We start from the raw sequence: 23,480 nt of genomic DNA on the forward strand, positions 1-23,480 counted from the left end.
ACGTCCGTTCTTAGGCCGCAGGCCGACTGCAGCTTTAAGGCCTGAATCCTCAAAAGCGGACGTTCAGCGTGCGCGGATTCCGTTGGCCAGGATCACGCCTGCTATGACTTCATCTCGACGCGGATACCGTGCAGGGTCTTGCTCGAAGCGTTGAGCACGCGACCCGCTGGTTGGGGGGCCATATGCACCACAAGACACCCTTGACCGTCCCATGCCTGAACCGCTTGGACGACATCTCGATTGGGCGGCATCATGGTTCCATCCGGCGCGAAGTCGTGGATAGGGCCTTCCACCTCATCGAACACGAATACTGAAGGCCAGCGGTGGTGATGTGTCGGCTCTTCCTCGTCGGGCTTGAGGATTACCTCAAGCACACGTAGCCGGTCATTCTCAAACAACACCTTATGGTTTCCGGGAGCCGCGATAACGGCGTCAAGCTTTGGATCCCACTGTGTAGGGTCGGTCTGGTCGATCACCTTGGTGGTCATGGCGTAATTCTCCTCTCAGATAGACAGGCGGCCCTCACGCCGTCGTCACTGGTTGAATTGTGCCTTGCGCGCAGAACTGCTGCCCGTCCGCCAGTCGCGCATAGTTATGAACGATCTGGTTCTCGTGATCTTGAACCTGCACGACGAAGTTGCCGCCTTGCTCGGTCCAACTCATGATGACAAGTCCGGGTCGAACGCCGGTCAGACTGCTCTGAACCACCTCGTCGATCTTTGTAGCGCCGATCGTCGCCTGCACCCGCAATTCGGTCGGCGACAGGACCGTCAACCTCGGTACAAATTGTCCGAACAAGCAATCAAAAGTCTTTCCGACGAGTGAGGTCGGAGCACCATTGGTCGTAGCCATCCTAGTCCTCCTTAATGATTTGCGAAATCAGGCACGCTTGGCCGATGTCCGGCACAGAGACCGGAAATCTGCAATTTTTTAGTTTTTGGAGCGCTCCAAGTGCAAATTCCATCATTTGACGCTTGGCGTCAAGAAAAAACTTGGAGCGTTCCAAAAAATTGTCTAACTGAGGGAAATGAACGCTTCTAAAATGCCTACGCTCGCCGATGTCGGCCGGGTCGCGGGAGTCTCCCGCGGTACTGTCTCCAACGTTTTCAACCATCCGGACCTGGTGCGGTCCGATCTGCGCCGGCGCGTCGAGGCCGCGGCTCGCCAGCTCGGTTATGATGGCCCCGATCCGAGAGGACGCGTGCTGCGCGACGGGAGGTTTAACGCCCTTGGCCTTATCCCTCCAGGTGCATATGCCATTGCCGACATGATCAGGAGCCCATATCTGCGTGAGCTGGTGCTTGGCGTTTCGCTTGCTTGTGACGAGGCTGGAGCGACATTGAGTTTGGTCAATGGTACGGACGAAACACGCACCTCCACCATTCGAGAGGCCTTGGTTGACGGCTTCATTCTGGGCCACAGCGCGGACATCGAGTTGATCGCGTCTTTACGTCGCCGGCGGCTGCCCTTCGTCATCCTCGAGAGCGATGCCGGTCCGGACGTCAATTCTATCCGGATAGACGGCAGGAGCGGGGCGCTGGCGGCCATCAGGCATCTGGCTGCTCTTGGACATCGGCGTTTTGCAATCCTGTCCATTCGGCGCACATCGGGGTCACCCATCGTCCATTTGCCTGGCAATTCCCCGCGCGCTATCTCTGCCGGTTTTCAACTCGATCAGGAGAGACTTTTCGGCTTCGCCCAAGGGTTGGCTGAGTTCGGTCTGTCAATCGACAATGTCCCGATCATCGAGACGACTCCAGGTGATCCTTCGGCCGGAGAGGTCGTATTCGACCAGGTTCCGCAGGCAACGGCGATCCTGACTATGTCGGACTGGCAGGCGATCACCGTCCTGGACGAAGCGCGTCGGCGCAATATCAATGTACCCGAGCACGTGTCGGTCGTCGGCTTCGATGGTACCGCAGAGTCTTCGCGCACCACGCCTCCACTCACGACAGTGGCTCAAGACATTGTCGGGAAGGGGAGACTTGCCGCCACGACGGTGTTTGCAAACGGCGCCCCGAGCCAAGTGATCATACCGGTCGAACTGTTGGTCCGCGGCTCGACCGCCCGACCACGCGGTTAGGCCGGGCCACCCTTACCGGGTATTCAACGGTGGGCGTTGCCGCTTCAGCGCTCATCGGCTTCAAACGAAAACACTCCGCTCGGCCTGGTCGAAGCACCCTTCGCGTCGCCAAAATCCGGCACCTGATATTCGGCGAGCAATCGTAGCCGCGACAGCGGCAGATCGGCGCGGCGGGGATCGCCGACAAGCACCTCGATGCCGGCTGCCAGGCAGCGGTCGAGGAACGGGATCATCCGCAGAGCAACCTCGCGGCCGTAGAACACGTCGCCGGCAAGCACGAGGTCGACCGCTGGCGGCGGGCCCGTCGTGATATCCTGGTCGACAATGGTGATCTCGACGCCGTTGGCCAACGCGTTGAGGCCGATCGCGGCGACGCCGTTGCGATCGATCTCCGCCGCGATCACCGCGCTGGCGCCGGCCTTGGCGGCGGCGATGCCGACGAGGCCCGAGCCGGCGCCGAGGTCGAGCACGCGGCTACCGGCCACGCTTTGCGGATGGTCGAGTATATAGCGCGCAAGCACGGCGCCGCCGGCCCAGGCATAGGCCCAGTAGGGCGGCTGCGGCTCAGCTTCGTGCTGCTCGGTTTGGCTGCCGTCTTCCGATCCATAAGCTCGCCACTCGACAAGCCGCCTCAGGCCGCTGCCGGGATGAGCCGTATAGAGCTGGATTTCACGAAGGGCGGGAACGGGCGCAAGCCGCAGGTTCGCCTTGATGAACACTACTGCATCGGGACGCCGACTATCGTCCGCCATCCCGCCGTCGCTTGGCTCGCCGTTCAAACTATTCCCGCAGCGCCCGGCGCAAAATCTTGCCCACCGGCGTCTTCGGCAGTTCGGTCCTGAACTCGATGTATTTCGGCCGCTTGTAGCCGGTCAGGTTTTCGCGACAATACGCAGTGATTGCCTCAACGGTCAGCGCCGGATCCTTCTTGACGATGAACAGCTTCGGCACTTCGCCCGAATGCTCGTCCGGCACGCCGACCGCCGCCACTTCGAGCACGCCCGGATGCTGGGCGACGACTTCCTCGAGTTCGTTGGGATAGACGTTGAAGCCGGAGACCAGGATCATGTCCTTCTTGCGGTCGACGATCTTGGTGTAGCCGCGCTCGTCCATGAAGCCCATGTCGCCGGATTTGAAGAAGCCGTCCTTGGTCATCACCTTGGCGGTCTCGTCCGGCCGGTTCCAGTAACCGGCCATGACTTGTGGCCCGCGGATGCAGATCTCGCCGACTTCGCCCAGCGGCAGGTTGTTGCCGTCATCGTCGCGGATGACGATCTCGGTCGACGGCAGCGGTAGGCCGATCGTGCCGGTGAAATTGCTGTCGCTGAACTTGTTGGCGGTGGCCACCGGCGAGGTCTCCGACAGCCCGTAGCCCTCGGTGATCGAATTGCCGGTCAGCGCCTTCCAGCGCTCGGCCACCCCCTTCTGCACCGCCATGCCGCCACCCAGCGTCATGATCAGCGGCTTGAAGTCGAGCTTGCGGAAATCCTCGTTGTTGAGCAGCGCGTTGAACAGCGTGTTGAGGCCGGGGAAAATGTGCATCGGGTATTTCTGCAGCTCCTTGACGAAGCCGGGAATGTCGCGCGGGTTGGGAACGAGCACGTTCTGGGCGCCCTGCTGCATGCCCATCAGCGCGTTCACCGTCAGCGCGAAGATATGGTAGAGCGGCAGTGCGCAAATGAAGTTGAGATGCGCCGGTTTCGGCTTGATCGCATAGGCGTCCTGCAGCCACAGCGTGTTCTGCGCGACATTGGACAGCACATTGGAGTGCAGCAGCACAGCACCTTTGGAAATCCCCGTGGTGCCGCCTGTATATTGCAGGAAGGCGACGTCGCTGGCTTCCATCTTGGCCGGCTTGAAGGCGATGCCGGCGCCGGCCTTCACCGCCGCATTGAACTTGACATGGCCGGGCAGCGACCAGGCCGGCACCATCTTTTTCACCCGGCGCACGACCAGGTTGACGATCGTGCCCTTGAGGCCGCCGAGCATGTCGCCCATCGCCGCGACCACCACATGCTTCACCGCCGTCCTGGCAATCACCGCGTCCAGGGTGCTGGCGAAATTCTCCAGAATGACGATCGCCTGCGCGCCGGAATCCTTGAGCTGATGTTCGAGCTCGCGCGGCGTGTAGAGCGGATTGATGTTCACCACGACATAGCCGGCGCGAAGCACGGCCATCATCGCCACCGGATATTGCAGCACATTCGGCATCATCAGCGCCACGCGTGCGCCTTTCTGCAGGCCCTTCGATTGCAGATAAGCGCCGAAGGCGGCCGATTGCCGCTCGAGTTCGGCATAGGAGATCGACTTGCCCATGCAGACGTATGCCGGCTGGCCGGAAAACTGCTTGCAGGCGCCGACGAGGAAGTCGCCGATCGAACTGTAGGGCAGGGCGCCGATCTCCGCCGGCACGACTTTCGAATAGCTTTTTAGCCATGGCTTTTCCGGCAAGCCCGCGGCAAGCGCCGTCAGCGTATTCGGCAGTTTTTTGGCCGCGCCCGGCGACGGCTTCGAGGCGGGCTTCGCCGCGGTTGTCTTCGCGGCTGGCGGCTGGGCGGGCTTTGCAGCGGGTGTTGTCTTCGCCGCGCGCTTGACCGCAGGTTTCGCTGCCGGGTTGGCGCTTGCCTTCGCCGGCGTCGAGGTTGCCGTTGGCTTGACGGCGGGAGTGGCTTTGGCCGGTGGCGCTTTCGACTTGGCGGCAGCGGCGGCCGGTTTTGAAGCTTTCGCCGCTTTTGCTTTCGCCGGGGCCGTTGTCTTTGTTGCTTTCGCCACCTCTAGCCTCCCTCGGTCGTTCTGTTGCCTGCTCCTGCTGCGCCGCCTCGATGTGGTGAGGCGTCCTCCGCTGCATCGATGTCGCGGATTCCCGGAAAATCCAGCGTGTCATCTATCTATTGCGACTATCGGCGGCCGTGCAAGTCTTGCCCCAGCGGCAGGACGGCAAAGATTTGCCGTCGAAATCCTTCCCGCGATGCCAGCTCAGGCAATGCCGTCCGGTCATCTCGGTGGCGAAACCCAGGCTTGTGGATTTTTGGCTTACGATTGCTGCGATCAATGAAAAAATGCGGTCGTTAACAATCCCGTGATTAGCAGATTTTGCTATTTGTTTCTGCAGCTCGTCAAAGACCGAGAAATATTTTCTGCTTACGGAGGGGTAGGCAAACAGGGTGTTCCAAAGCCGGAAAAACGGTGCTTATATGCGCGCTTCGCGAGCCTATAGAGGGGCTTGGAAGAACATCAGGGAGTGCTCAATGAAAAAGAAACTGACTTTTGCAGCCGCGTTGCTGGCTGCAAGCGTCCTCGGCGGTGTGGCCAATGCCAAGACGCTGGTCTATTGCTCGGAGGCCTCGCCGGCCAACTTCGACCCGGGTACCACGACGGGCGGCAACGACTTCGACGCCTCGTCGCGCACCGTCTATTCGCGCCTGGTCGAGTTCAAGCATGGCGGCACCGAAGTTGTGCCCGGTCTCGCCGACAAATGGGAGATTTCGGACGACGGTCTGGTCTATACTTTCCACCTGCATCCGGGCGTGAAGTTCCAGACGACGGATTTCTTCAAGCCGACGCGTGATTTCAATGCCGACGACGTCGTCTTTTCGTTCGATCGCCAGTTCAACAAGGAAAACCCCTGGAACGGCGAGGAGTACCTGCCGAACCTGACCTGGGACTACTACACCGGCATGGACATGCCGAAATACGTCGCCAAGTGGGAAAAGGTCGATGACCTGACCGTGAAGCTGACGCTGACCGAGCCGAACGCGCCGATGCTGGCCAATCTCGGCATGGACTTCGCCTCGATCGTGTCGAAGGAATATGCCGACCAGCTGGAAAAAGACGGCAAGATGGCCGACTTCTCGACCAAGCCGGTCGGTACAGGTCCGTTCCAGTTCGTCGACTACCAGCTGGATTCGGTCATCCGCTATGCGGCCAACCCGGACTACTTCAAGGGCAAGGAGAAGATCGACGATCTCGTCTTCGCGATCACGCCTGACGCCACCGCCCGCATCCAGAAGGTGCTCGCCGGCGAATGCGATATCGCGCCCTATCCGAATCCTGCCGACATCGGCACGATCAAGGCCAACGCCGACGTGACCCTGATGGATCAGGCTGGCCTCAACATCGGCTATATGAGCTACAACACCACCATCCCGCCGCTCGACAAGCCTGAAGTGCGCCATGCGCTCAACCAGGCGATCGATCGGGAATCGCTCATCAAGTCGCTGTTCCAGGACGCCGGTGCCACGCCGGCCGTAAACCTGATCCCGCCGACCATGTGGTCGTGGAACAAGGACGTGAAGTCCGACGCCTATGATCCGGAAGCAGCCAAGAAGGTGCTGGCCGATGCCGGATTGAAGGAGATCCAGCTTTGGGCCTCCGACCGCGTCCGTCCCTACAACCCGAACTTCCAGCGCGCCGCCGAACTGATCCAGGCTGACTGGGCGAAGGTCGGCGTCAAGGCGGAAATCGTCAGCTACGAGTGGACGAAGTACCGCGAGGAAGGCAAGAAGAAGGAACGGCCGGGCGCCTTCCAGATCGGCTGGACCGGTGACAATGGCGATCCGGACAATTTCTTCGCCACGCTGTTCGCCTGCTCGGCCATCGGCGTGTCGAACTACTCCAGCTGGTGCGACAAGGACTTCGAGGATCTGATCCAGAAGGCCAAGAAGACCAGCGACCAGGCCGAACGCACCAAGCTCTATGAAGAGGCACAGGTTGTCTTCCAGAAGCAGGCTCCGGCCTTCCTCATGGCACACAGCCAGGTCTACGCAGTCGTGCGCAAGAATGTCAGCGGCTTCATGATGGACCCGCTCGGCATTCATCGCTTCGACGGCGTCGACAAGGCCGAATAGAACTGTTAGGCGGGCGGCGCGCAATCAGGCGCCGCCCGCTTTTCAAGATGCTCCGATATCTCCTAAACAAAATCGTCTTGGTGCTGCCGACGCTGATCGGCATCACCATCTGCGCCTTCGCTTTTGTCAGGCTGCTGCCCGGCGATCCCATTCTTGCCATGGCCGGCGAGCATGGCGTGTCGCCCGAGCGTTACGCGGAACTGAAGGAACAGTTCGGCTACAATTTGCCGATCTGGCAGCAATACGCGCATTATGTCCGCGATGCCGCGACCGGCAATTTCGGCGTGTCGATTTCGTCCAAGCGGCCGGTCATCGAAGATTTCATGACGCTCTTCCCGGCAACCATCGAGCTCTCAGTCTTCGCCATGATCTTCGCCATGGTGCTGGCCATCCCGGCCGGCATCATTGCTGCGGTCAAACGCGGCTCCTGGTTCGACCAGGGGCTGATGGGCACCGCCCTCGTCGGCTATTCCATGCCGATTTTCTGGTGGGGTCTGCTGCTGATCATCTTTTTCTCCGGCTATCTCGGCTGGACCCCGGTTTCAGGACGCATCGGCCTTCAGTTCTTTATCAAGCCGATCACCGGCTTCTTGACCCTCGACAGCCTGCTCTACGGCAAGTGGGATGCTTTCCGCTCGGCATTGAGTCACCTGGTGCTGCCGACAATTGTGCTCGGCACCATCCCGCTGGCGGTGATCGCGCGCCAGACGCGCTCGGCCATGCTCGAAGTGCTGGGCGAAGACTATGTGCGGACCGCCCGCGCCAAGGGCCTGTCGTCGTCCCGCGTCATCGGCGTGCATGCGCTACGCAATGCGCTGATCCCGGTGGTCACCACCATCGGCCTGCAGGTCAGTACCCTGCTCGCCGGCGCCATTCTCACAGAAACCATCTTCGCCTGGCCGGGCATCGGCAAGTGGATGGTCGAATCCATATCCAAGCGCGACTATGTCGTCGTGCAGTCAGGCTTGCTGCTGATCGCCCTTATCGTCATGGCGGTGAACCTGATCGTCGACGTGCTTTATGCCGTCATCAACCCGCGCATCAGGGCGGCGTGATGAGCCAGTCGACCGAAATCGCCCCGATGGCCGCCGGCAACCCTGACCGACTGACCGGCTTCAGGACTTTCTGGCACTATTTCTCGGTAAACCGCGGCGCCGTCATCGGCCTGTTCGTCTTCATCCTTTTGGTGCTGGCCGCGCTCTTTGCACCGCTGCTCGCGCCCTATGCGCCCGACATCCAGGACAAGACCGCTTTCTTGCGTCCGCCGGCCTGGCAGGCAGGCGGCAGCATGGAATATCTGCTTGGCACCGACGCGGTCGGCCGCGACATGCTCTCGCGCCTGCTCTATGGCGCGCGTTTCTCGCTGCTCATCGGCGCCGTCGTGGTCACGCTGGCGCTTGTCGGCGGCATCACGCTCGGCCTTTTGGCTGGCTATTTCCGGGGCTGGGTCGACGTGGCGATCATGCGGGTCATGGATCTGATCCTGTCCTTCCCGTCGCTGCTCTTGGCGCTGGTTCTGGTCACCATCCTCGGCCCCGGCCTGTTCAACGCCATGCTGGCCATCGCGCTTGTCCTGCAACCCCACTTTGCCCGTCTGGTGCGCGCTGCCGTCATGGCCGAAAAGAGCCGCGAATATGTGGTCGCCGCCAAGGTCGCCGGCGCCGGCCATATAAGGCTTATGCTGCGCACCATCCTGCCCAACTGCCTGGCGCCGCTGATCGTGCAGGGCACGCTGTCCTTCTCCAACGCCATCCTGGAGGCGGCCGCTCTCGGCTTTCTCGGCCTTGGCGCCCAGCCGCCGACACCGGAATGGGGAACCATGCTCGCCTCGGCGCGTGAATTCATCCTGCGCGCCTGGTGGGTGGTGACCTTCCCCGGTCTGGCCATCCTCATCACCGTGCTTGCCATCAACCTGATCGGCGACGGTCTGCGCGATGCGCTCGATCCGAAGCTGAGGAGGTCGTAATGGCGCTGCTCGACATCCGCAATCTCGTCGTCGAGTTCCAGACCGCATCCGGCCCGTTCCGCGCGGTCGATGGCGTCTCGCTCCATGTGAACGAACGTGAAGTGCTGGCCATCGTCGGCGAATCCGGCTCCGGCAAGTCGGTGTCGATGCTGGCTGTGATGGGGCTGTTGCCGTGGACGGCGACGGTCACTGCCGACCAGATGAGCTTCAACGGTCGCGATCTTCTGAAGATGAGCCCGGCCGACCGTCGCAAGATCGTCGGCAAGGACATGTCGATGATCTTCCAGGAGCCGATGGCCAGTCTCAATCCGTGCTTCACCGTCGGCTTCCAGATCGAGGAAGTGCTGCGCTTCCATATGGGCATGGACAAGGCCCAGCGTCGCGAGCGCGCCATCGAATTGCTGACGCAGGTCGGCATTGCCGAGCCGGCCGAACGGCTGAACTCGTTCCCGCACCAGATGTCGGGCGGCCAGTGCCAGCGGGTGATGATCGCCATCGCCATCGCCTGCAATCCGAAGCTTCTGATCGCCGACGAGCCGACCACCGCGCTCGACGTTACCATCCAGAAGCAGATCCTCGACCTGCTGGTCTCGCTGCAGGTCAAATACGGCATGGGCCTGATCATGATCACCCACAATATGGGCGTCGTCGCCGAGACCGCCGACCGCGTCATCGTCCAGTACAAGGGCCGCAAGATGGAAGAGGCCGACGTGCTGTCGCTGTTTGAATCGCCGAAGAGCAATTACACCCGCGCGCTTTTGTCGGCGCTGCCGGAAAATGCCGTCGGCGACCGGCTACCGACCGTCTCGGACATGCTGTTCGAACCGGCTGCCGGGGGCGTCTGATGAGCATCAAGGTCGTCGAAGGCAAGGACATCGTGCGCGACTATCACGTCGGCGGCGGCCTGTTTCGCGGCGCGCGCACCGTGCATGCGGTCAAGGGCGTCTCGTTCAGCGTCGACAAGGGCAAGACGCTGGCCATCGTCGGTGAATCGGGCTGCGGCAAGTCAACGCTGGCGCGCATCATCACGCTGATCGATCCGGCAACGTCGGGCGAACTGTTCATCGACGGCAACAAGGTCGACATCGCAAGGAACGGCCTGACCAGGGAGATGCGCCGCAAGGTGCAGATCGTCTTCCAGAACCCTTACGGATCGCTCAATCCGCGCCAAAAGATCGGAGATGTGCTGGGCGAGCCGCTGCTCATCAACACCGACAAGCCGGCCGAAGAGCGGCGCGACCTCGCCATGAGGATGCTGAAGAAAGTCGGCCTCGGAACCGAGCACTACAATCGCTATCCTCACATGTTCTCGGGCGGCCAGCGCCAGCGCATCGCCATTGCCCGCGCGCTGATGCTGAACCCGAGCCTGCTGGTGCTTGACGAACCGGTCTCCGCGCTCGATCTTTCGGTGCAGGCGCAGGTGCTCAACCTGCTCGCCGACCTGCAGGACGAATTCCAGCTGACCTATGTCTTCATCAGCCACGATCTGTCGGTCGTGCGCTACATCGCCGACGATGTGATGGTGATGTATTTCGGCGAAGCCGTCGAATACGGCTCGCGCGAGGAGGTCTTCGCCGACCCCAAGCACAACTACACCAGGACGCTGTTCGCCGCGACGCCGCGCGCCGACGTCGCCTCGATCAAGGCGCGGCTGGCGAAGAAGAAGGCCGCCTGACCTCCCACCGAGAATTGTTTTTGAACAATCGGAAATGCGTCGCGGCGGTGGTTTGCCGGCAGGATTGATCGCGATCTGCGAGCTGCCGGGCGCAAGCCGCGTCGCAGGTTGGGGTGCGCCCCATCACTCACCCGCTCCGTGCTGGTAAAGCTCGTCCATGCTGAGCGTTGCCAGGGTTGCGAAGGGGGCCTGTTTTTTCACCCGACCGCGGCTCAAGATCACCACGTCGTCGCAGAACGATATGGTGCTGTAATGATGACTGATGACAATGGTGGTGCGGCGGCCGGCCCGCGATTTCAGCGTCTCGACAATAGCGGCTTCTGACAACCCATCCACCGCACTGGTGGCTTCGTCGAGGATGAGAATATCGGGATCGCGCACCAGCGCCCGCGCCAGGGCGATCCTTTGCCTTTGTCCGGCTGACAGGTTGATGCCCCGGTATCCGACCAGTGTCGCGTAGCCCTGCGGCAGGTGCTCGATGAATTGATGTGCCTCGGCCAGCCTTGCGGCGCGCATGGCGTCGCTGGCCGACGCCGTGTCGTAGCCGTAGATAATGTTTTCAAAAATGGTGCCATCGACCAGTTCCAGCTCCTGACTGGCCAGGGCAATGTTCCGCCGCCACTGGCTTGGGTCCACTTCATCGAGCGGTGCCCCATCGACGAGGATCCTGCCGCTGTCGGGTTTGACGAAGCGGCACAGGAGATTGACGATCGTCGTCTTGCCGGCGCCCGAGCGGCCGATCAGCGCCGTCGAGCGGCCGCTGCGGATGTCGAACACCGCCTTATGCAGCACCGCCTCGCGCGCGTCGGGGCCTGACAGGGGACCGGAATAGGCGAAGCTCACATCATCGAAGCTGATCCCTTGGCGCAAGCCGTCGAACGGCAGGCTGCCCTGCGGCGCCTCGGGCTTGTCGGAAGGATCGAGCAGCCATTGTACCTCCTCCAGCGAGCCGCTCATGCCTTGCAACTGACTCCAGGACATCTGCAAGGCCCGCATATGCGGCTGCAGTCGGTAGAGCAGGATGAGGAAGGCGACGGTCAGCGGGAAGCTTACATTCGCCAGCCAGGCTCCGATCACCACCGCCAGGAACAGCATCGCGTGCAATACCTCGGTCAGTGGCGGCAAGACGCCCTGGCGGATTGAAAGCACGAAAGCCGCCCGCCGCACCCCGTCGGACGCTTTGGCGAAGACCGCCTTTTCACGGTTCTCCTGCCCGAAGATGCGAATCAGGCGCCCGGCATGCACCAGATGCAGCATCTGCGACGCCAGTGCGCTGTTGCGCGAGACGACGCTGCGGCTCGGCGCCTTCAGATTGGACGACAAAACCCCGTGCGCCAGCTGGACAAGCGCCAGCCCTAGAGTCACCAGCAGCGTCATCTGCCAAGAGAGGAGCAGGAGGAAGGCGAGCAGGATGACGGCGGCCGAGGCACTGACGATCGCGCCGAGCAGGGCCTGGATAGCGTCGGATGCTCGCCAGGATTCGTTGGAGATGATGTTGAGCAGCCGCCCGGGGCTTTGCTGCAGGAAAAAGGGGTAGCCGACCCTGAGCAACTGCTCCGACAGTGCGCTACGGATCGAATAACCTGCCTTGCCGTAGATGTAGCTGGTCAGCAGAGTGTTGGCGAAGGCAAAGACATTTTTCAGTACGATCGAACCGAGGATCGCGGCCGAAATGGCGATCAGCCGCTGGCGCTCGCCGAGGTCCGCTCCAACCTGCTGGAGGAGGGCGGAGAAACCGGCCATGCCTGATGTTTCGCCACGTCCCATAATGATGCCAAGCAGCGGAATGATGAGACCGATGCCGAGGCCTTCCAGCGCGGCGCCCGCAAGCCCGAGCCCCACCACGACGGGAACGAGCCGCAACAGCCTGCCACCAAGCGCGCGGCGCAGCATTGGCAGGGCTGACGGAATCAGTGACATTATCGCGCTCTGGCCTCCGCATTGGCTTCGCTGGCTTGTCGGTCGTGGCGCAGCGGCAGCCGTTTTGGCCATCCCATCATGACGAGCAGCGCAAATCTGGCGGCACCTGCCAGATTCATAACGACAATAGGCCAGTGCGACAGATCGAGGTCGCGGTCAAAGCGAGGACGGCCCGCCAGTTCCCTGAACGCGGCCCGCGCAGACCAATAGACATGGCGAAGCAGCCAAGGGGCGTGGCGGACATGTTTCAGGCACAGCGCACCATTACCGAGGCTATAGTCGCGGTGCAGCCTGTCGATCGACTTGCGGTCTCGCCGGCCGTGATGATGCAAGACCGTCATGTCGGGCACGTACTCGACCGGCATGCCGAGCAGCATCGCCCGCACGAGATAATCAGTATCTTCAGCCGAGCGTAGCGGGCCGCCAGCGCCGAAGCGTTCGTCGAACGAGCCGATGCGGGCCGCGACGTCGCGGTGCATGGTCATGTTGCAGCCGAGCACGAAGCCGCCGGGGTGGACCGCCGGGGTCAGCCGCTCGCTTGCCTCGCGGAGCTTTATGGTGAAGGGCAGGTCCCGGGCATCACCGAGCTCGACCCGGCCGCCGCGGATCAGCCACTTCTCGCCACTCCGGTAGTGCCGCTCCAGGTCGCGGAGATAGTCGCGGTCGAGCTTGCAGTCGTCGTCGACGAAGACCAGCACGCGGCCTCGCGCTCGCGCCAATCCGGCATTGCGGGCAGCGGCTAGTCCGGGGCGAGTCTCCGAGACGGCTGTGACTGGGATGTCGGAAGTTTCGGCGATAGCGGCCAGCCGCTTTGACGTGCCGTCCCGTGAACCATTATCGACCACCACCAACTCTGCCGCGAAGGTGGCGTGCACCCGGCATGCGGCCTGGATCGAGGCTATGCAAGCCTCCAGCACAGCGGCGCGGTCGCGCGTGCAGACGATGAAACTGACCTCGAGCGACGGCCGCTCCGATCGGGGAGATGTCGGGACAGGTGCACTCGCAAACTGGTGATCGCGCAGGAGCGGGTGGGGCCTGTCGGTCATACCAGTCCCCGCTGATAACGCGCAAGCACCGCTTCGGCCGGCGTGGTTTTGAAGAAGTACGCCACCGCGTCCGCCCGCTTTCCGGCCCTTATCGAGAGCAGGCTGAGCCAAGGCGCCCAGACGCCGGGACGCAGCGCATATTGTTCGCGGCGCCGGATGAAATTCCATCTCGCCGTCCGCGTGAGCAATTCGTGGGTCAGCGGCGGTTCTCCTTCGTCGCCGACGAGTTGGTAGAGGAAATAGAACAGGTTCAGCGCGCCTGCCTCGAAGCTTGGCCGTGTGTCGGTCGGCAGCTCGGAAATCCGCTCTTCGAGCGCACGGATGAAATCGGCTGCGCGCGAAACCGTGTCGAAGGAGACGGCCTCGCCGATGTCGCGCAGATCCGCTGTGGTTTCCGCAAGCCCCTCACGCTCGAGATTTTCGGCCACGATCCGCAAATGCGTCCTGCGCATTTCCTTGGCATGCCGCATGGTCACGCTTCCCGCGTGGATGCGATAGACGAGCAGGCTATCGGGCAATATGGTCGCCGGGAAACGGCCGGCAAGCCGTCTGAAGAGATCGAAATCCTCGGCATGCCTATATTTTGGATCGTAATAGAGATCGTTGTTCCCAATAACCTTCCTGTTATAGATCACCGTCGGATGTAAGAATATCGTAAAGAACATCGACAATATGTCGAGCCGGCCGAGCCGGAACACCGGGTCTAGCCTGCCTTTGGCGATACGGCCGTGAAGCAAGGTATCGACGCAGGCGCCGCAGAAGCCGAGATCGGGCCGCCGCTCGAACAGTGCGACCTGGCGCGAGAGGCGCCGGGGATAGGCGACATCGTCCGCATCCATTCGCGCAACAAGCTCGCCCTGGGCCAGTCGTAGCCCTTCATTGAGGGTGGCGACGAGGCCGCGGTTCTCACGCGAGATGACAGAAACGCGATTGTCTGCCCGGCGGTATCGTTCGAGAATCTCGAGCGAGTTGTCAGTCGATCCGTCATCGATAGCGATGACCTCCAGGCGATCGTAGTCTTGCCGCAGAATGCTCTCCAGCGCAGCGGTGAGATAAGGCCCGGCATTGTAGACCGGCAGCAGGACGGAGACGAGCGGCGCGGTGGTCATCTCTGCGCATCCGTTCGCCGGAGTTCGAGTGCGGCGCGGCCATCGGGGGATCCGCCGGGATAGGCGTCCGCCGCCCTGCCGAGCCAGCCGGCATCGCCAGAGCGTGCCTGGGAGCGGCGGCGCGCTACATAGGGGAAGCGGCGCTTGAGGCCGTTGAGCGGCTTTTCGAAAGCCGTCCACGAGATCGAAGCGACGGCGATCGTGGCGGCGCTCGCGACCAGGAAACGCCCTGGCCCCTGCTCCGAGACATTGAGCGGGATCCAGGGCTGTGACTTGACGGCGAGCGACAGAAGGATCGGATGGTAAAGATAGACGCCGTAGCTGATGCGGCCCAGTGACAGCAGCGGTGGCAGTTCGAAAACCCTGCCGAGGACGCCGCCAAGGCCGGCTGAACAGGCGGCGACAACGGCCACCAGCGGCACTAGGGGCAGGATCTGCAGTAACGCCCAGCGGGCCCATTCCAGCATAGGATCGGCCGGCGCAGGGATAAGCCACTCAATCGCCAGGAAGACAGCCGCAAGGGCTGGCCAGCCTAGCCGCATCCATTGCGGCAGGCCGGCGCCTCTGGTCCGCCGGCAGGCAAGCAAAGCACCAAACGCCAGCGCGTCCATCGATGCTGGCGGCAGCAGGTCGCGCGCTAGCGCCGGGGTGGCGGTGATCGGCCAGTAGAAGCGATAGGCCAGCGACAACAGGATGACGCCGATAGTGATCGCTTCCACCCGCCGGCGGGGTGCGAGAAGCACGACCAGCGGCCAGGCGATATAGAACTGCTCCTCGATGCTCAGGCTCCAGAAATGGCAGAGTAGCCAGGGCGTCCATTCGTTGCGCAGCGCGTACCAAAAATTCGACAGGTAAAGCGCATGCCAGACGAGCGATCCACTGGACTGCTCCAGATCGGTCAGCCAGACGAACCCAAGCACGGCGAAATAGGGCGGGAATATGCGCAGCGCGCGCCTGATGTAGAAGGAACTCAATGCAGGGCCGGCTTTGAATTCGGCCGCGGCGCGCGCTTCGAGCAGCAGTCGTGTGATCAGGAAGCCGCTCAGCACAAAAAAAAGCCGCACCCCGATGTGGCCCCAAAAGGAGGACCCGTTGGGTGCAAGGAAATGGGAATAGAGAACCATCGTGACAGCGATGGCGCGCAGAGCGTCCAACTGATTGTCACGCGCGACCGCCATCAGCCATTTCCGCCGGTCTGAAATCTCCGATGAAGCCAGCGGCCCTGCATTCCGGGCCTCAGGTCGAGGCCTGCCAGCGTCGAGAGTGCGCCGACAACATCAAACCCGCGCCTTGTGCGCGGGGCAGCCTCGAAATCGGTGCTGGCCAGCGAAAAATTCAAGCTGATCAACTTGGCGGAATCCTCCACGGCGCACTTCCCAGTACCAATCCCCCAAGAAATGGTGCAACCGGGCAATGGTGCAGTGCAACACAAAATATCTATCGAGCTGTAATATTTGTGTGAGTTAGTGCTAAAAATGGGTATGATTTGCGAGTGCGTTGCGTCGCTGAGGGTTTTTCACGTCCGCAATGCTGCATGAGCAGTAGTACCATGTCAGAAAGGCACGGTTTAATTACACAACTATAATCCGGAGTGTCTGATATAGGTCAAAATTGACGAAGATTATTCTAAGATAGTGGTTTTGTATCTTATAAATTATGCTTGTATTGTCGGGTTCTCTAGGCTGTCGATCTTGCGCGATGCAGCATAGTCGATGGTCAAGCGTCTGACGACGCAATCCTGTGGCGGCGGCCATATGGCGCATGTCGACGAGGCAGACAGGAAGTGCCGGTGTTGGCGTAGGGAGTGACGTGCATTAGCCTTGCACCTGCCGTCACGCTTGCGTCGGATGGAGAACTGGTGCCGCTTAGGTGACTCGAACACCTGACCCCATCATTACGAATGATGTGCTCTACCAACTGAGCTAAAGCGGCCCAGGAAGCGCGAAGCCTCCAGGATCGGCTGGGTGATAGACTCAACCGGCCGCTAATTCAAGATGGGCAACCGTGATTTCAAGGCTGGATCCGGCAATTCGTCCCGTCATTTTCCATTGGCGCGGAATAAGCCATCGCCTCGTTTGCTTTTTCGATTACGCGGAGACGTCGCGCCGGACTGCGCGCAAATCGCCCGGCAAGGCGGCAAACGGACTGATTTTATTGCTAAAAGGCATCGAAATGAGCGTTGAACAGGCCTGTAAGGCAGAATGCGGGCGCTCGCCCGTTGATTGATTGGTCGCCTGCGGCTAACGATCATGGCAATGTAAGCGAACGGACAGGGGAATTCGCTTGGACGCGATCGAAAAAGCGATCCGCAACGCCTTCGAGAAAGGCAACGCCGAGGACCGGGCATTTCGCGAGCGGGTCTATCGGTCGGCTTTCGCGGCGCTCGACCGCGTGCTCCAGGCCAATCCCGGCGTGACGGTGGAAGCCGCCATCAAGCGCCGTAAGGCGGTGCAGGAAAAGATCGCCGAGATCGAATCCGAATTCCTGCCCGCGGTCCCCGATGTCGCCGCGCCGACGCAGAGCGCTGCGCAGACACAAGATACCGCGCTGACGCAACGCGTTGCGCAGCCGCAAGACGCCGTACAGGGCGCCGCCGAAGCGCCCGCGGTCGATGCCCCGACAGGTGTCGCGGCCGGACCGTCGCCGGCGATCGTCGTTGATGAACCGGTTCAGCCCGAGGCATCCGACGCGCCGCGTTCGCGCGTGCTGCCGGTCGTCCCCGACATCATGCCTGACGCCACGCTGCCCGGCGCCCCGGCGATCGATATGGCCGATTCCGAGCCGGCCGAGGCCGCGGCGGAAGTGGCGCCTGATCGCGATGAAAGGCGGATAAGGGGCCGCCGCCTGCCGCTGACGGCGATCTTCTTTGGCGTGACGTTGCTCGCCGCCGCCGGCATCGGCCTCTATTTCGCCGTGCAGACCGGGGTCTTCAAGACGCCGGCGCAGCTCGACACGGCGCCGCCCGAAGCGCCGCCGACCGTCGACGATGACGACTTCACGCCGCCTGCCGATACAACTGAGCCGCAGCAGCCTGGCGCGCCGCAGCAGCCTGGTGTCGCCGAACAGACGCGCGACTGGATCAACGTGTTTACACCCACCGATCCAACGCATGTGGCGACCCCGTCCGACGCCAAGGCCGATGTCGTGCAGGACGACACCGGCTCCTTCCTGCGCATCCGCTCCGGTGCTTCCGGCTCGGCCATCAGCTTCGATGTCGGGCAGGGCGTGCTGGAGAAGCTTGCCGGCAAACATGCCGTGTTCGACATCGTCGCCCGCGCCGAGGACGGCAAGGACACGCAGATCTCCGTCGACTGCAATTTCGGCGATCTCGGCGACTGCGGCCGCAAGCGCTATGCGGTCGGCCAGCAGCGTAACGAATATCTGTTCGACGTGAAATTCCCCGACAAGCCCCCGGGCGCGGCCGGCAGCATCGCCATCAACTCCGACTTCGACAAGCAGGGCAAGGCGGTCGACATCTACGAGATCCGCGTTTCGATCGAACCGTAAGCGCCGCCTAGCGATCAAGCAGCGCCTGCAGCGTCTCGATGCGGTCGGCTTCGGCGGTCGGCTTGTCCCAGCGCAGCCGTGAGATGCGGGGAAATCGCATCGCAACGCCGGATTTGTGGCGGGTCGAACGGTTGAGACCTTCGAACGCCACCTCCAGCACCAGGCCTTGGCTGCGGTCGGCGCGCACCGAGCGCACCGGGCCGAAACGCTCGACCGTATTGTCGCGGACAAATTTGTCGATCTGCTTCAACTCCTCGTCGGTGAAGCCGAAATAGGCCTTGCCGACCGGCACCAATTCCTCCGCGCCTTCCGGCCCCGACCAGACGCCGAACGTATAGTCGGAATAAAAGCTCGACCGCTTGCCATGGCCGCGCTGCGCATACATCAGCACAGCATCGACCGTGTGCGGATCGCGCTTCCACTTGAACCACGGGCCTTTCGGCCGTCCCGCGAGATAGGGCGAATCCCAGCGCTTCAGCATCACGCCTTCGATGATTGGGTGCGGCGGCGCGCGGCGCAGTTCCTCCAGCGTTTGCCAATCCCGGAATTCGACGAATGGCGACAGATCGAAACGGTGCGGGTCCAGCGTTGTGATGAAGGCCTCAAGACGGGCCCGCCGCTCGCGGAAAGGTAGCGCGCGCAAATCTTCGCGGTTGATCTGCAGCGCATCGTAGCAGCGCATGAAGGCCGGGTATTGCTGCTGTATCTTCGGGGCCACGCTCTTGCGATTGAGCCGCTGTTGCAGGTCCGAAAACGTGCCGGTCGCCGCGGGCTCGCCGACCAGCAATTCGCCGTCGAGCGCGGCGGAAAAATCCATTGCCTGGGCGAGATCGGGGAATGCGCCGGACACATCGTCGCCGGTGCGCGAATAGAGCCGGCGCACGCCGCCCTCGCACACCGCCTGAACGCGGATGCCGTCCCATTTCCATTCCGCGGCATAGGCGGCCGGATCGAGCTTTTCGAGGTCGCCGTCGCCGACCGGGTTCGACAGCATCACCGGACTGAACAGGGCAAGTGCGGTCCGCTTCGGCTTCTCGGCCTTGCCTTCCAGCCACGCGAACAGCGAGATATAGGGCGGCGTCAGCCCGTGCCACAGCTCCTCGATCTCGGCGACATCGACCTTGCCGAAATCGGCCAGCGCCTGTTTGGCCAGCCGCGCCGAAACGCCGATGCGCAAGCCGCCGGTGACCAGCTTGATGATGGCAAAGCGCGCCGAAATGCCGGCGCTGTCGAGCAGCCCGGCCAGCACCTTGGGTCCGTCCGAGCGGCTCGCCGCCTGCAGCTTCGTCACGACGTCGCCAAGCGTCGGCTCCCGGTTGGGGATATGTCCCGGCGTTTGCGGCCAGACCAGCGACACGGTTTCAGCGAGGTCGCCGACATAGTCGTAGGAATAGCCGAACAGCACCGGATCCATGCGCTCGGTGACCAGCGTGCGCAGCATCGCCGGCTTGACCGCCGCAATGTTGAGGTCGCCGGTGATCGCCGCCAGCGCCAGCCCGCGGTCGGGGTCCTCGACGCTGCGGAAATAGTCGACGAGCAGCGTCAGCTTGCCATTGCGCGACGGCGTCAGCACCAAGCGGTCGAGGAGTTCGGCAAAGCGGTTCATGGATGCAAGGACCGCGTTGACGGCAGAGGTTTGCGTTCTGGCACACCCCCCTCTGTCCTGCTGGACATCTCCCCCGCAAGGGGGGAGATTGGCAGCCTTGATCTTGCCGCCCATCTTGCGAGGTTGGCGATTGGCGAAAGCGGAGGTGACATCTGATCTCCCCCCTTGCGGGGGAGATGGCCGGCAGGCCAGAGGGGGGTGGGAAGGATCGCCGCGCCGGCGATTTCTGGATCAAAAATCACCATCAATCGCCCTCGTCCTCATATCCCACCAGGTGCAGTGGCCTGGCGGCGATGCCTTCCAGCTCGCACCAGCGCACCAGCGCTTCCTCACGGCCATGCGTCACCCAGATTTCGCCGGCGCCCGTCTCCTTGACGGTGGCGGTCAGTTCGTCCCAGTCGGCGTGGTCGGAAATGATCAGCGGCAGTTCGACGCCGCCTTGCTTGGCACGCTGGCGGATGCGCATCCAGCCCGAGGCGAAGCATGAGATCGGGTCGGGAAAGCGCCGCGCCCAGCGGTCGGCGAAGGCCGATGGAGGGCCGACAACGATGGCCCCGGTGAAATCCTGCTTGCCGCCGCTGTCGACGGTTGCCGGCTCCAGCGTGCCGAGGTCGATGCCCTGGCTCTGGTAATATTCGCTGAGCTTGGCCAGCGCGCCGTGGATATAGATCGGTCTGTCATAACCGGCATCGCGCAGCAGCCGCATCACCCGCTGTGCCTTGCCCAGCGCATAGGCGCCGACCAGATGCGATCGCTCGGGAAACTGCGCCGCCGATTTGAGCAGCCGGGCGATCTCCTCCGTGTCGGGCGGATGGTGAAACACCGGCAGGCCGAAGGTCGCCTCGGTGATGAACACATCGCATTGGACCGGTTCGAACGGTGCGCAGGTCGCGTCCTTCTGGCGCTTGTAGTCGCCGGAGGCGACGATGCGCCTGCCCTTGTGCTCGACCGCGATCTGCGCCGAGCCCAGCACATGGCCGGCCGGATGGAAGGTGACGCTGACATCGTTCAGCGCCATCGCTTCGCCAAGCACGGCCGCTTGCGTTGTCCCGGCAAAATCCTCGCCATAACGCAACCCCATAATGTCGAGCGTCTGCTGCGTCGCCAGCACCGAACGATGGCCGGATCGGGCATGGTCGGAATGGCCATGCGTGATCAACGCCCGGTTGACTGGCCGCACCGGGTCGATGAAGAAATCGCCGCATGGGCAATAAAGGCCTTCAGGCCGGGGATGGAGCAGGTCGCTGGCGCGCATCCAGTCAAGATAGTGGCTAATTCCAGCGCGGGAAGCCTGTTGCAAGAGACTGCTGACTCGGCCTACAGCCAGCCACCGGCCGCATCAGCCGGCGGGGCCATCGCCATGCAACCGCTGAAAATCTCGTCCGGCGACCTGACCGCCGACCGTCGCGCCGACTATGCCGAGATGCTTTTCGGCTCGGGCGAGCACGCGGCAGCGGCGGAGCTGCTGCTCGGCGCGCTGGAACTGGCGCCGCAATGGGCGGCGGGCTGGTTCCGTCTTGGCGAGATGCAGGAGACGGCCGAGCGGCTCGACGTGGCGGCTCAAGCATGGGCGACGGCGCTGAAACTCGACCCGGCGGATCGCCTTGGCGCTGCGCTGAAGCTGCAACTCATCGGCAAGGCGCCGGCTGCCGCGGCGCCACCCAGCGCCTTCGTCGAAACGCTGTTCGACCACTATGCCGAAACTTTCGAAGATTCGCTGGTCGGCAAGCTCGGCTACCGGCTGCCGGAGTTTCTCGATCGCGCCATTCGAGCGGCAAGGGCGGGCCGCTTTTCGCTGGCGCTCGACTTTGGTTGCGGCACCGGTCTGATGGGCGAGAAACTGCGGCCGGTCGCCGAACGGCTGGAGGGCTACGACATCTCCGCCGCCATGCTGAAAAAGGCCCGCGCCAAAGGCGTCTACGATCTGCTCGCCAAGGCCGATCTGCAGGATTTCGCCTATGCCGGACCGAAAGCCGATCTGGTGGTGGCGGCCGACGTGTTCATCTATGTCGGCGCGCTCGATCGCGTGGTGAAGACCGTAGCCGGCATTCTGGCCACCAATGGCCTGTTTGCCTTTTCCGTCGAAACGCCAGCCAAGGGCGGGGCGGGCGGCGACGCCGGTTTTGCGCTGCAGCCGTCTCGTCGCTACGCCCATTCTCAAGCCTATGTCGAGCGGGTGCTTGCCGCAAACGGCCTGTCGGTGCTGTCGATGCAGCCGACCGTCATCCGCTGGGATCGCCGCCAGCCGGTCGGCGGGCTTGCCGCGCTGGCGGTGCCCTCGTCCAAGGGTTGATGTCTCGTCTTGTTCGAAAACGTGAATAGGATTTTTGCGGCTGGCGCGGCATCAGGTAGGATACAAGCCGAGAAAAGCCCTCGGCAGGCATTGAGGAGGAACACATGCGCTGGAACATGATGGTCTTGGCGTCCTGCCTAGCGATGGGCGGCTGCAGCAGCTCGATGTCGGAGCGGCAGGACCAGGACGTACAATCGTCGCTGCAATATGACAATGTGCCTTGCGACCAGTTGCTGGCGCAGCGCAACGAACTGGCGCAGCAATACCATCTGTCGACGGACGCCAAGCCGAGCTTCTCCAATCCGGCGATGGGCTTCGGCCCGTTCACGCCGGATATGCGCTCCAAAAGCAAGCGCGACACCGACCTGGCAAGCGGCCAGATCGATGCCATGAACCGCTCGATCGTCCGCCGCGACTGCGGCACGCCCAACAAGCAGAAGAAGTTCAGTCTGCCGAGCTGAACCTGGACTTCCTCAGTACCCCGCCTTGCGGTCGACCACGTTATCAAGCTTTTCGCCGCGCTCGAAGGCATCCATCTGCCGCAACATGCTCGGCGCCAGGTGGACAGGGTCGGAGGTCGCCGCCGCGTGCGGCGTCACGAACACTTTCGGGTGACTCCATAGCGGACTGGTCTTCGGCAGCGGCTCGACCTCGAACACGTCGAGGCTCGCCTCCTTCAGCGTGCCGTCGCCCAGCGCGCGCAATATGTCGGCGTCCTTCTGCAGCCGGCCGCGCCCGGCATTGATCAGCACCGAGCCGCCGAGGCCGTTGCGCTTGCGCAATTCCTTCAGCACGCCGTAATTGATGATGCCGTGCGTATCCGGCGTCAGCGGCAGCAGCACCACCAGTATGTCGGTGGCGTTGAGGAAGGGGATCAGCCCGGCCTCTCCGGCATAGGTCGCAACGCCTTTCATGGCCTTGTCGCTGCGCGACCAGCCGTTGACGGCAAAGCCGAGCGACAACAGCACCGACGCCGCGGCGCGGCCGAGATTGCCGAGCCCCATAATGCCGACCGAGATGTCGCCGGCCGGCCGCTGCGGCGGTTCGTGCCAGGTCTTCTTCGGCTGCTGGGCACGATAGAGCATGCCCTGGCGATGATGGTCGAGCACCCGCCAGACGACATATTCGGTCATGTATTGGGTGAGGTTGTCGGCTACGACTTTGACGATCGGCACATCGGGCAGGCCGGGATCGGCGAAGATATGGTCGACGCCGGCGCCGATCGAGAAGATTGCGCGTAGATTCGGCAGCGATTTCAAGAGGTTCGGCTTCTGCTTCCACACCACCGCATAGGTGATCGACGGGTCAGAGGCACCGTCCGGCTCCAGCACCACTTCGCGCTCGGCCGACAGCAGCTCGCGCCAGCGCTGCGGATGAAAGCCGGTGACGGCAAGCAGGATTTTGCCTTTTTCCATTTGCGGATTGTAT

The 23,480-nt window shown here is 62.6% G+C and carries 21 protein-coding genes and 1 tRNA gene; 9 read left to right on the forward strand and 13 right to left on the reverse strand.

The window, feature by feature from the left end:
- Window positions 1-101 precede the first annotated feature (101 nt).
- Window positions 102-488, reverse strand: a complete 387-nt coding sequence (locus AC3EML_RS07240) for a hypothetical protein (protein WP_023740788.1) — start codon at window positions 486-488, stop codon at window positions 102-104.
- Between the two features lie 34 nt (window positions 489-522).
- Complete coding sequence (locus AC3EML_RS07245; RefSeq protein ID WP_023682056.1) at window positions 523-852, reverse strand: MoaF-related domain-containing protein; 330 nt, start codon at window positions 850-852, stop codon at window positions 523-525.
- Window positions 853-1,042: 190 nt separating this feature from the next.
- On the opposite strand from AC3EML_RS07245, the gene AC3EML_RS07250 reads away from it, so the two are divergent.
- Complete coding sequence (locus AC3EML_RS07250; protein WP_198024921.1) at window positions 1,043-2,083, forward strand: LacI family DNA-binding transcriptional regulator; 1,041 nt, start codon at window positions 1,043-1,045, stop codon at window positions 2,081-2,083.
- 44 nt (window positions 2,084-2,127) lie between these two features.
- On the opposite strand, the gene AC3EML_RS07255 is transcribed toward AC3EML_RS07250, so the two are convergent.
- Both AC3EML_RS07255 and AC3EML_RS07260 read right to left on the reverse strand, forming a co-directional pair.
- A complete protein-coding gene (locus tag AC3EML_RS07255) occupies window positions 2,128-2,835 on the reverse strand; it encodes a class I SAM-dependent methyltransferase (protein WP_352521634.1) in 708 nt (235 codons plus the stop codon).
- Between the two features lie 28 nt (window positions 2,836-2,863).
- On the reverse strand, window positions 2,864-4,855 hold the full coding sequence (locus tag AC3EML_RS07260) for a long-chain fatty acid--CoA ligase (protein ID WP_352521635.1): 1,992 nt from the start codon (window positions 4,853-4,855) through the stop codon (window positions 2,864-2,866).
- A gap of 476 nt (window positions 4,856-5,331) precedes the next feature.
- Between AC3EML_RS07260 and AC3EML_RS07265 the strand changes: the two genes are divergently transcribed.
- The 5 genes from AC3EML_RS07265 to AC3EML_RS07285 are packed head-to-tail and all read left to right on the forward strand — an operon-like array spanning window position 5,332 to window position 10,571.
- The gene (locus AC3EML_RS07265; RefSeq protein ID WP_352521636.1) at window positions 5,332-6,930 is read left to right on the forward strand and encodes an ABC transporter substrate-binding protein; all 1,599 of its coding nucleotides are present in this window, start codon (window positions 5,332-5,334) and stop codon (window positions 6,928-6,930) included.
- Between the two features lie 47 nt (window positions 6,931-6,977).
- Window positions 6,978-7,985, forward strand: coding sequence for an ABC transporter permease subunit (locus AC3EML_RS07270; RefSeq protein WP_023669492.1), 1,008 nt, complete (start codon window positions 6,978-6,980; stop codon window positions 7,983-7,985).
- A gap of 26 nt (window positions 7,986-8,011) precedes the next feature.
- Entirely contained in the window at window positions 8,012-8,896 is an 885-nt protein-coding gene (locus tag AC3EML_RS07275; protein ID WP_050485757.1) for an ABC transporter permease subunit, read from the forward strand.
- Window positions 8,896-9,741, forward strand: a complete 846-nt coding sequence (locus tag AC3EML_RS07280) for an ABC transporter ATP-binding protein (protein ID WP_023692618.1) — start codon at window positions 8,896-8,898, stop codon at window positions 9,739-9,741. Before AC3EML_RS07275 ends, AC3EML_RS07280 begins: the two co-directional genes overlap by 1 nt.
- A complete protein-coding gene (locus tag AC3EML_RS07285; protein ID WP_023682050.1) occupies window positions 9,741-10,571 on the forward strand; it encodes a dipeptide ABC transporter ATP-binding protein in 831 nt (276 codons plus the stop codon). The genes AC3EML_RS07280 and AC3EML_RS07285 overlap by 1 nt, the downstream gene beginning before the upstream one ends.
- A 123-nt stretch (window positions 10,572-10,694) precedes the next feature.
- Here AC3EML_RS07285 and AC3EML_RS07290 read toward each other — a convergent pair whose 3' ends face one another.
- The 6 genes from AC3EML_RS07290 to AC3EML_RS07315 form a co-directional block, all read right to left on the reverse strand.
- Window positions 10,695-12,491, reverse strand: coding sequence for an ABC transporter ATP-binding protein (locus tag AC3EML_RS07290; protein WP_031202805.1), 1,797 nt, complete (start codon window positions 12,489-12,491; stop codon window positions 10,695-10,697).
- On the reverse strand, window positions 12,491-13,537 hold the full coding sequence (locus AC3EML_RS07295; RefSeq protein ID WP_023738159.1) for a glycosyltransferase family 2 protein: 1,047 nt from the start codon (window positions 13,535-13,537) through the stop codon (window positions 12,491-12,493). Before AC3EML_RS07295 ends, AC3EML_RS07290 begins: the two co-directional genes overlap by 1 nt.
- Window positions 13,534-14,646: a glycosyltransferase family 2 protein gene (locus AC3EML_RS07300; protein ID WP_023682047.1), complete on the reverse strand. Its 1,113-nt coding sequence runs from the start codon at window positions 14,644-14,646 to the stop codon at window positions 13,534-13,536. The genes AC3EML_RS07295 and AC3EML_RS07300 overlap by 4 nt, the downstream gene beginning before the upstream one ends.
- Window positions 14,643-15,824 carry an acyltransferase family protein gene (locus AC3EML_RS07305; protein WP_023669499.1) on the reverse strand — a complete coding sequence of 394 codons (1,182 nt, stop codon included), beginning with the start codon at window positions 15,822-15,824 and terminating at the stop codon, window positions 14,643-14,645. The genes AC3EML_RS07300 and AC3EML_RS07305 overlap by 4 nt, the downstream gene beginning before the upstream one ends.
- A complete protein-coding gene (locus tag AC3EML_RS07310) occupies window positions 15,824-16,012 on the reverse strand; it encodes a hypothetical protein (protein ID WP_023682045.1) in 189 nt (62 codons plus the stop codon). The genes AC3EML_RS07305 and AC3EML_RS07310 overlap by 1 nt, the downstream gene beginning before the upstream one ends.
- 490 nt (window positions 16,013-16,502) lie before the next feature.
- Window positions 16,503-16,578: transfer RNA gene (locus AC3EML_RS07315), tRNA-Thr, on the reverse strand.
- A 351-nt stretch (window positions 16,579-16,929) separates the two neighbouring features.
- Between AC3EML_RS07315 and AC3EML_RS07320 the strand changes: the two genes are divergently transcribed.
- On the forward strand, window positions 16,930-18,153 hold the full coding sequence (locus tag AC3EML_RS07320) for a hypothetical protein (RefSeq protein ID WP_352521637.1): 1,224 nt from the start codon (window positions 16,930-16,932) through the stop codon (window positions 18,151-18,153).
- 7 nt (window positions 18,154-18,160) lie between these two features.
- Here the strand turns inward: AC3EML_RS07320 and AC3EML_RS07325 are convergent, their stop codons facing one another.
- Together AC3EML_RS07325 and AC3EML_RS07330 are read right to left on the reverse strand one after the other, a co-directional pair.
- Window positions 18,161-19,759 (reverse strand): cisplatin damage response ATP-dependent DNA ligase, encoded by a 1,599-nt coding sequence (locus AC3EML_RS07325; protein ID WP_352521638.1) that lies wholly within the window; start codon window positions 19,757-19,759, stop codon window positions 18,161-18,163.
- A gap of 244 nt (window positions 19,760-20,003) precedes the next feature.
- Entirely contained in the window at window positions 20,004-21,014 is a 1,011-nt protein-coding gene (locus AC3EML_RS07330; protein ID WP_023731394.1) for a ligase-associated DNA damage response exonuclease, read from the reverse strand.
- 105 nt (window positions 21,015-21,119) lie between these two features.
- On the opposite strand from AC3EML_RS07330, the gene AC3EML_RS07335 reads away from it, so the two are divergent.
- Complete coding sequence (locus AC3EML_RS07335; RefSeq protein WP_352521639.1) at window positions 21,120-22,052, forward strand: class I SAM-dependent DNA methyltransferase; 933 nt, start codon at window positions 21,120-21,122, stop codon at window positions 22,050-22,052.
- Between the two features lie 104 nt (window positions 22,053-22,156).
- Window positions 22,157-22,513, forward strand: a complete 357-nt coding sequence (locus tag AC3EML_RS07340; protein ID WP_352521640.1) for a hypothetical protein — start codon at window positions 22,157-22,159, stop codon at window positions 22,511-22,513.
- A gap of 12 nt (window positions 22,514-22,525) precedes the next feature.
- Here the strand turns inward: AC3EML_RS07340 and AC3EML_RS07345 are convergent, their stop codons facing one another.
- Window positions 22,526-23,467 (reverse strand): 2-hydroxyacid dehydrogenase, encoded by a 942-nt coding sequence (locus AC3EML_RS07345; protein ID WP_023682039.1) that lies wholly within the window; start codon window positions 23,465-23,467, stop codon window positions 22,526-22,528.
- Window positions 23,468-23,480 lie beyond the last annotated feature (13 nt).

The sequence above is a fragment of the Mesorhizobium sp. P170090 genome (assembly GCF_057786115.1).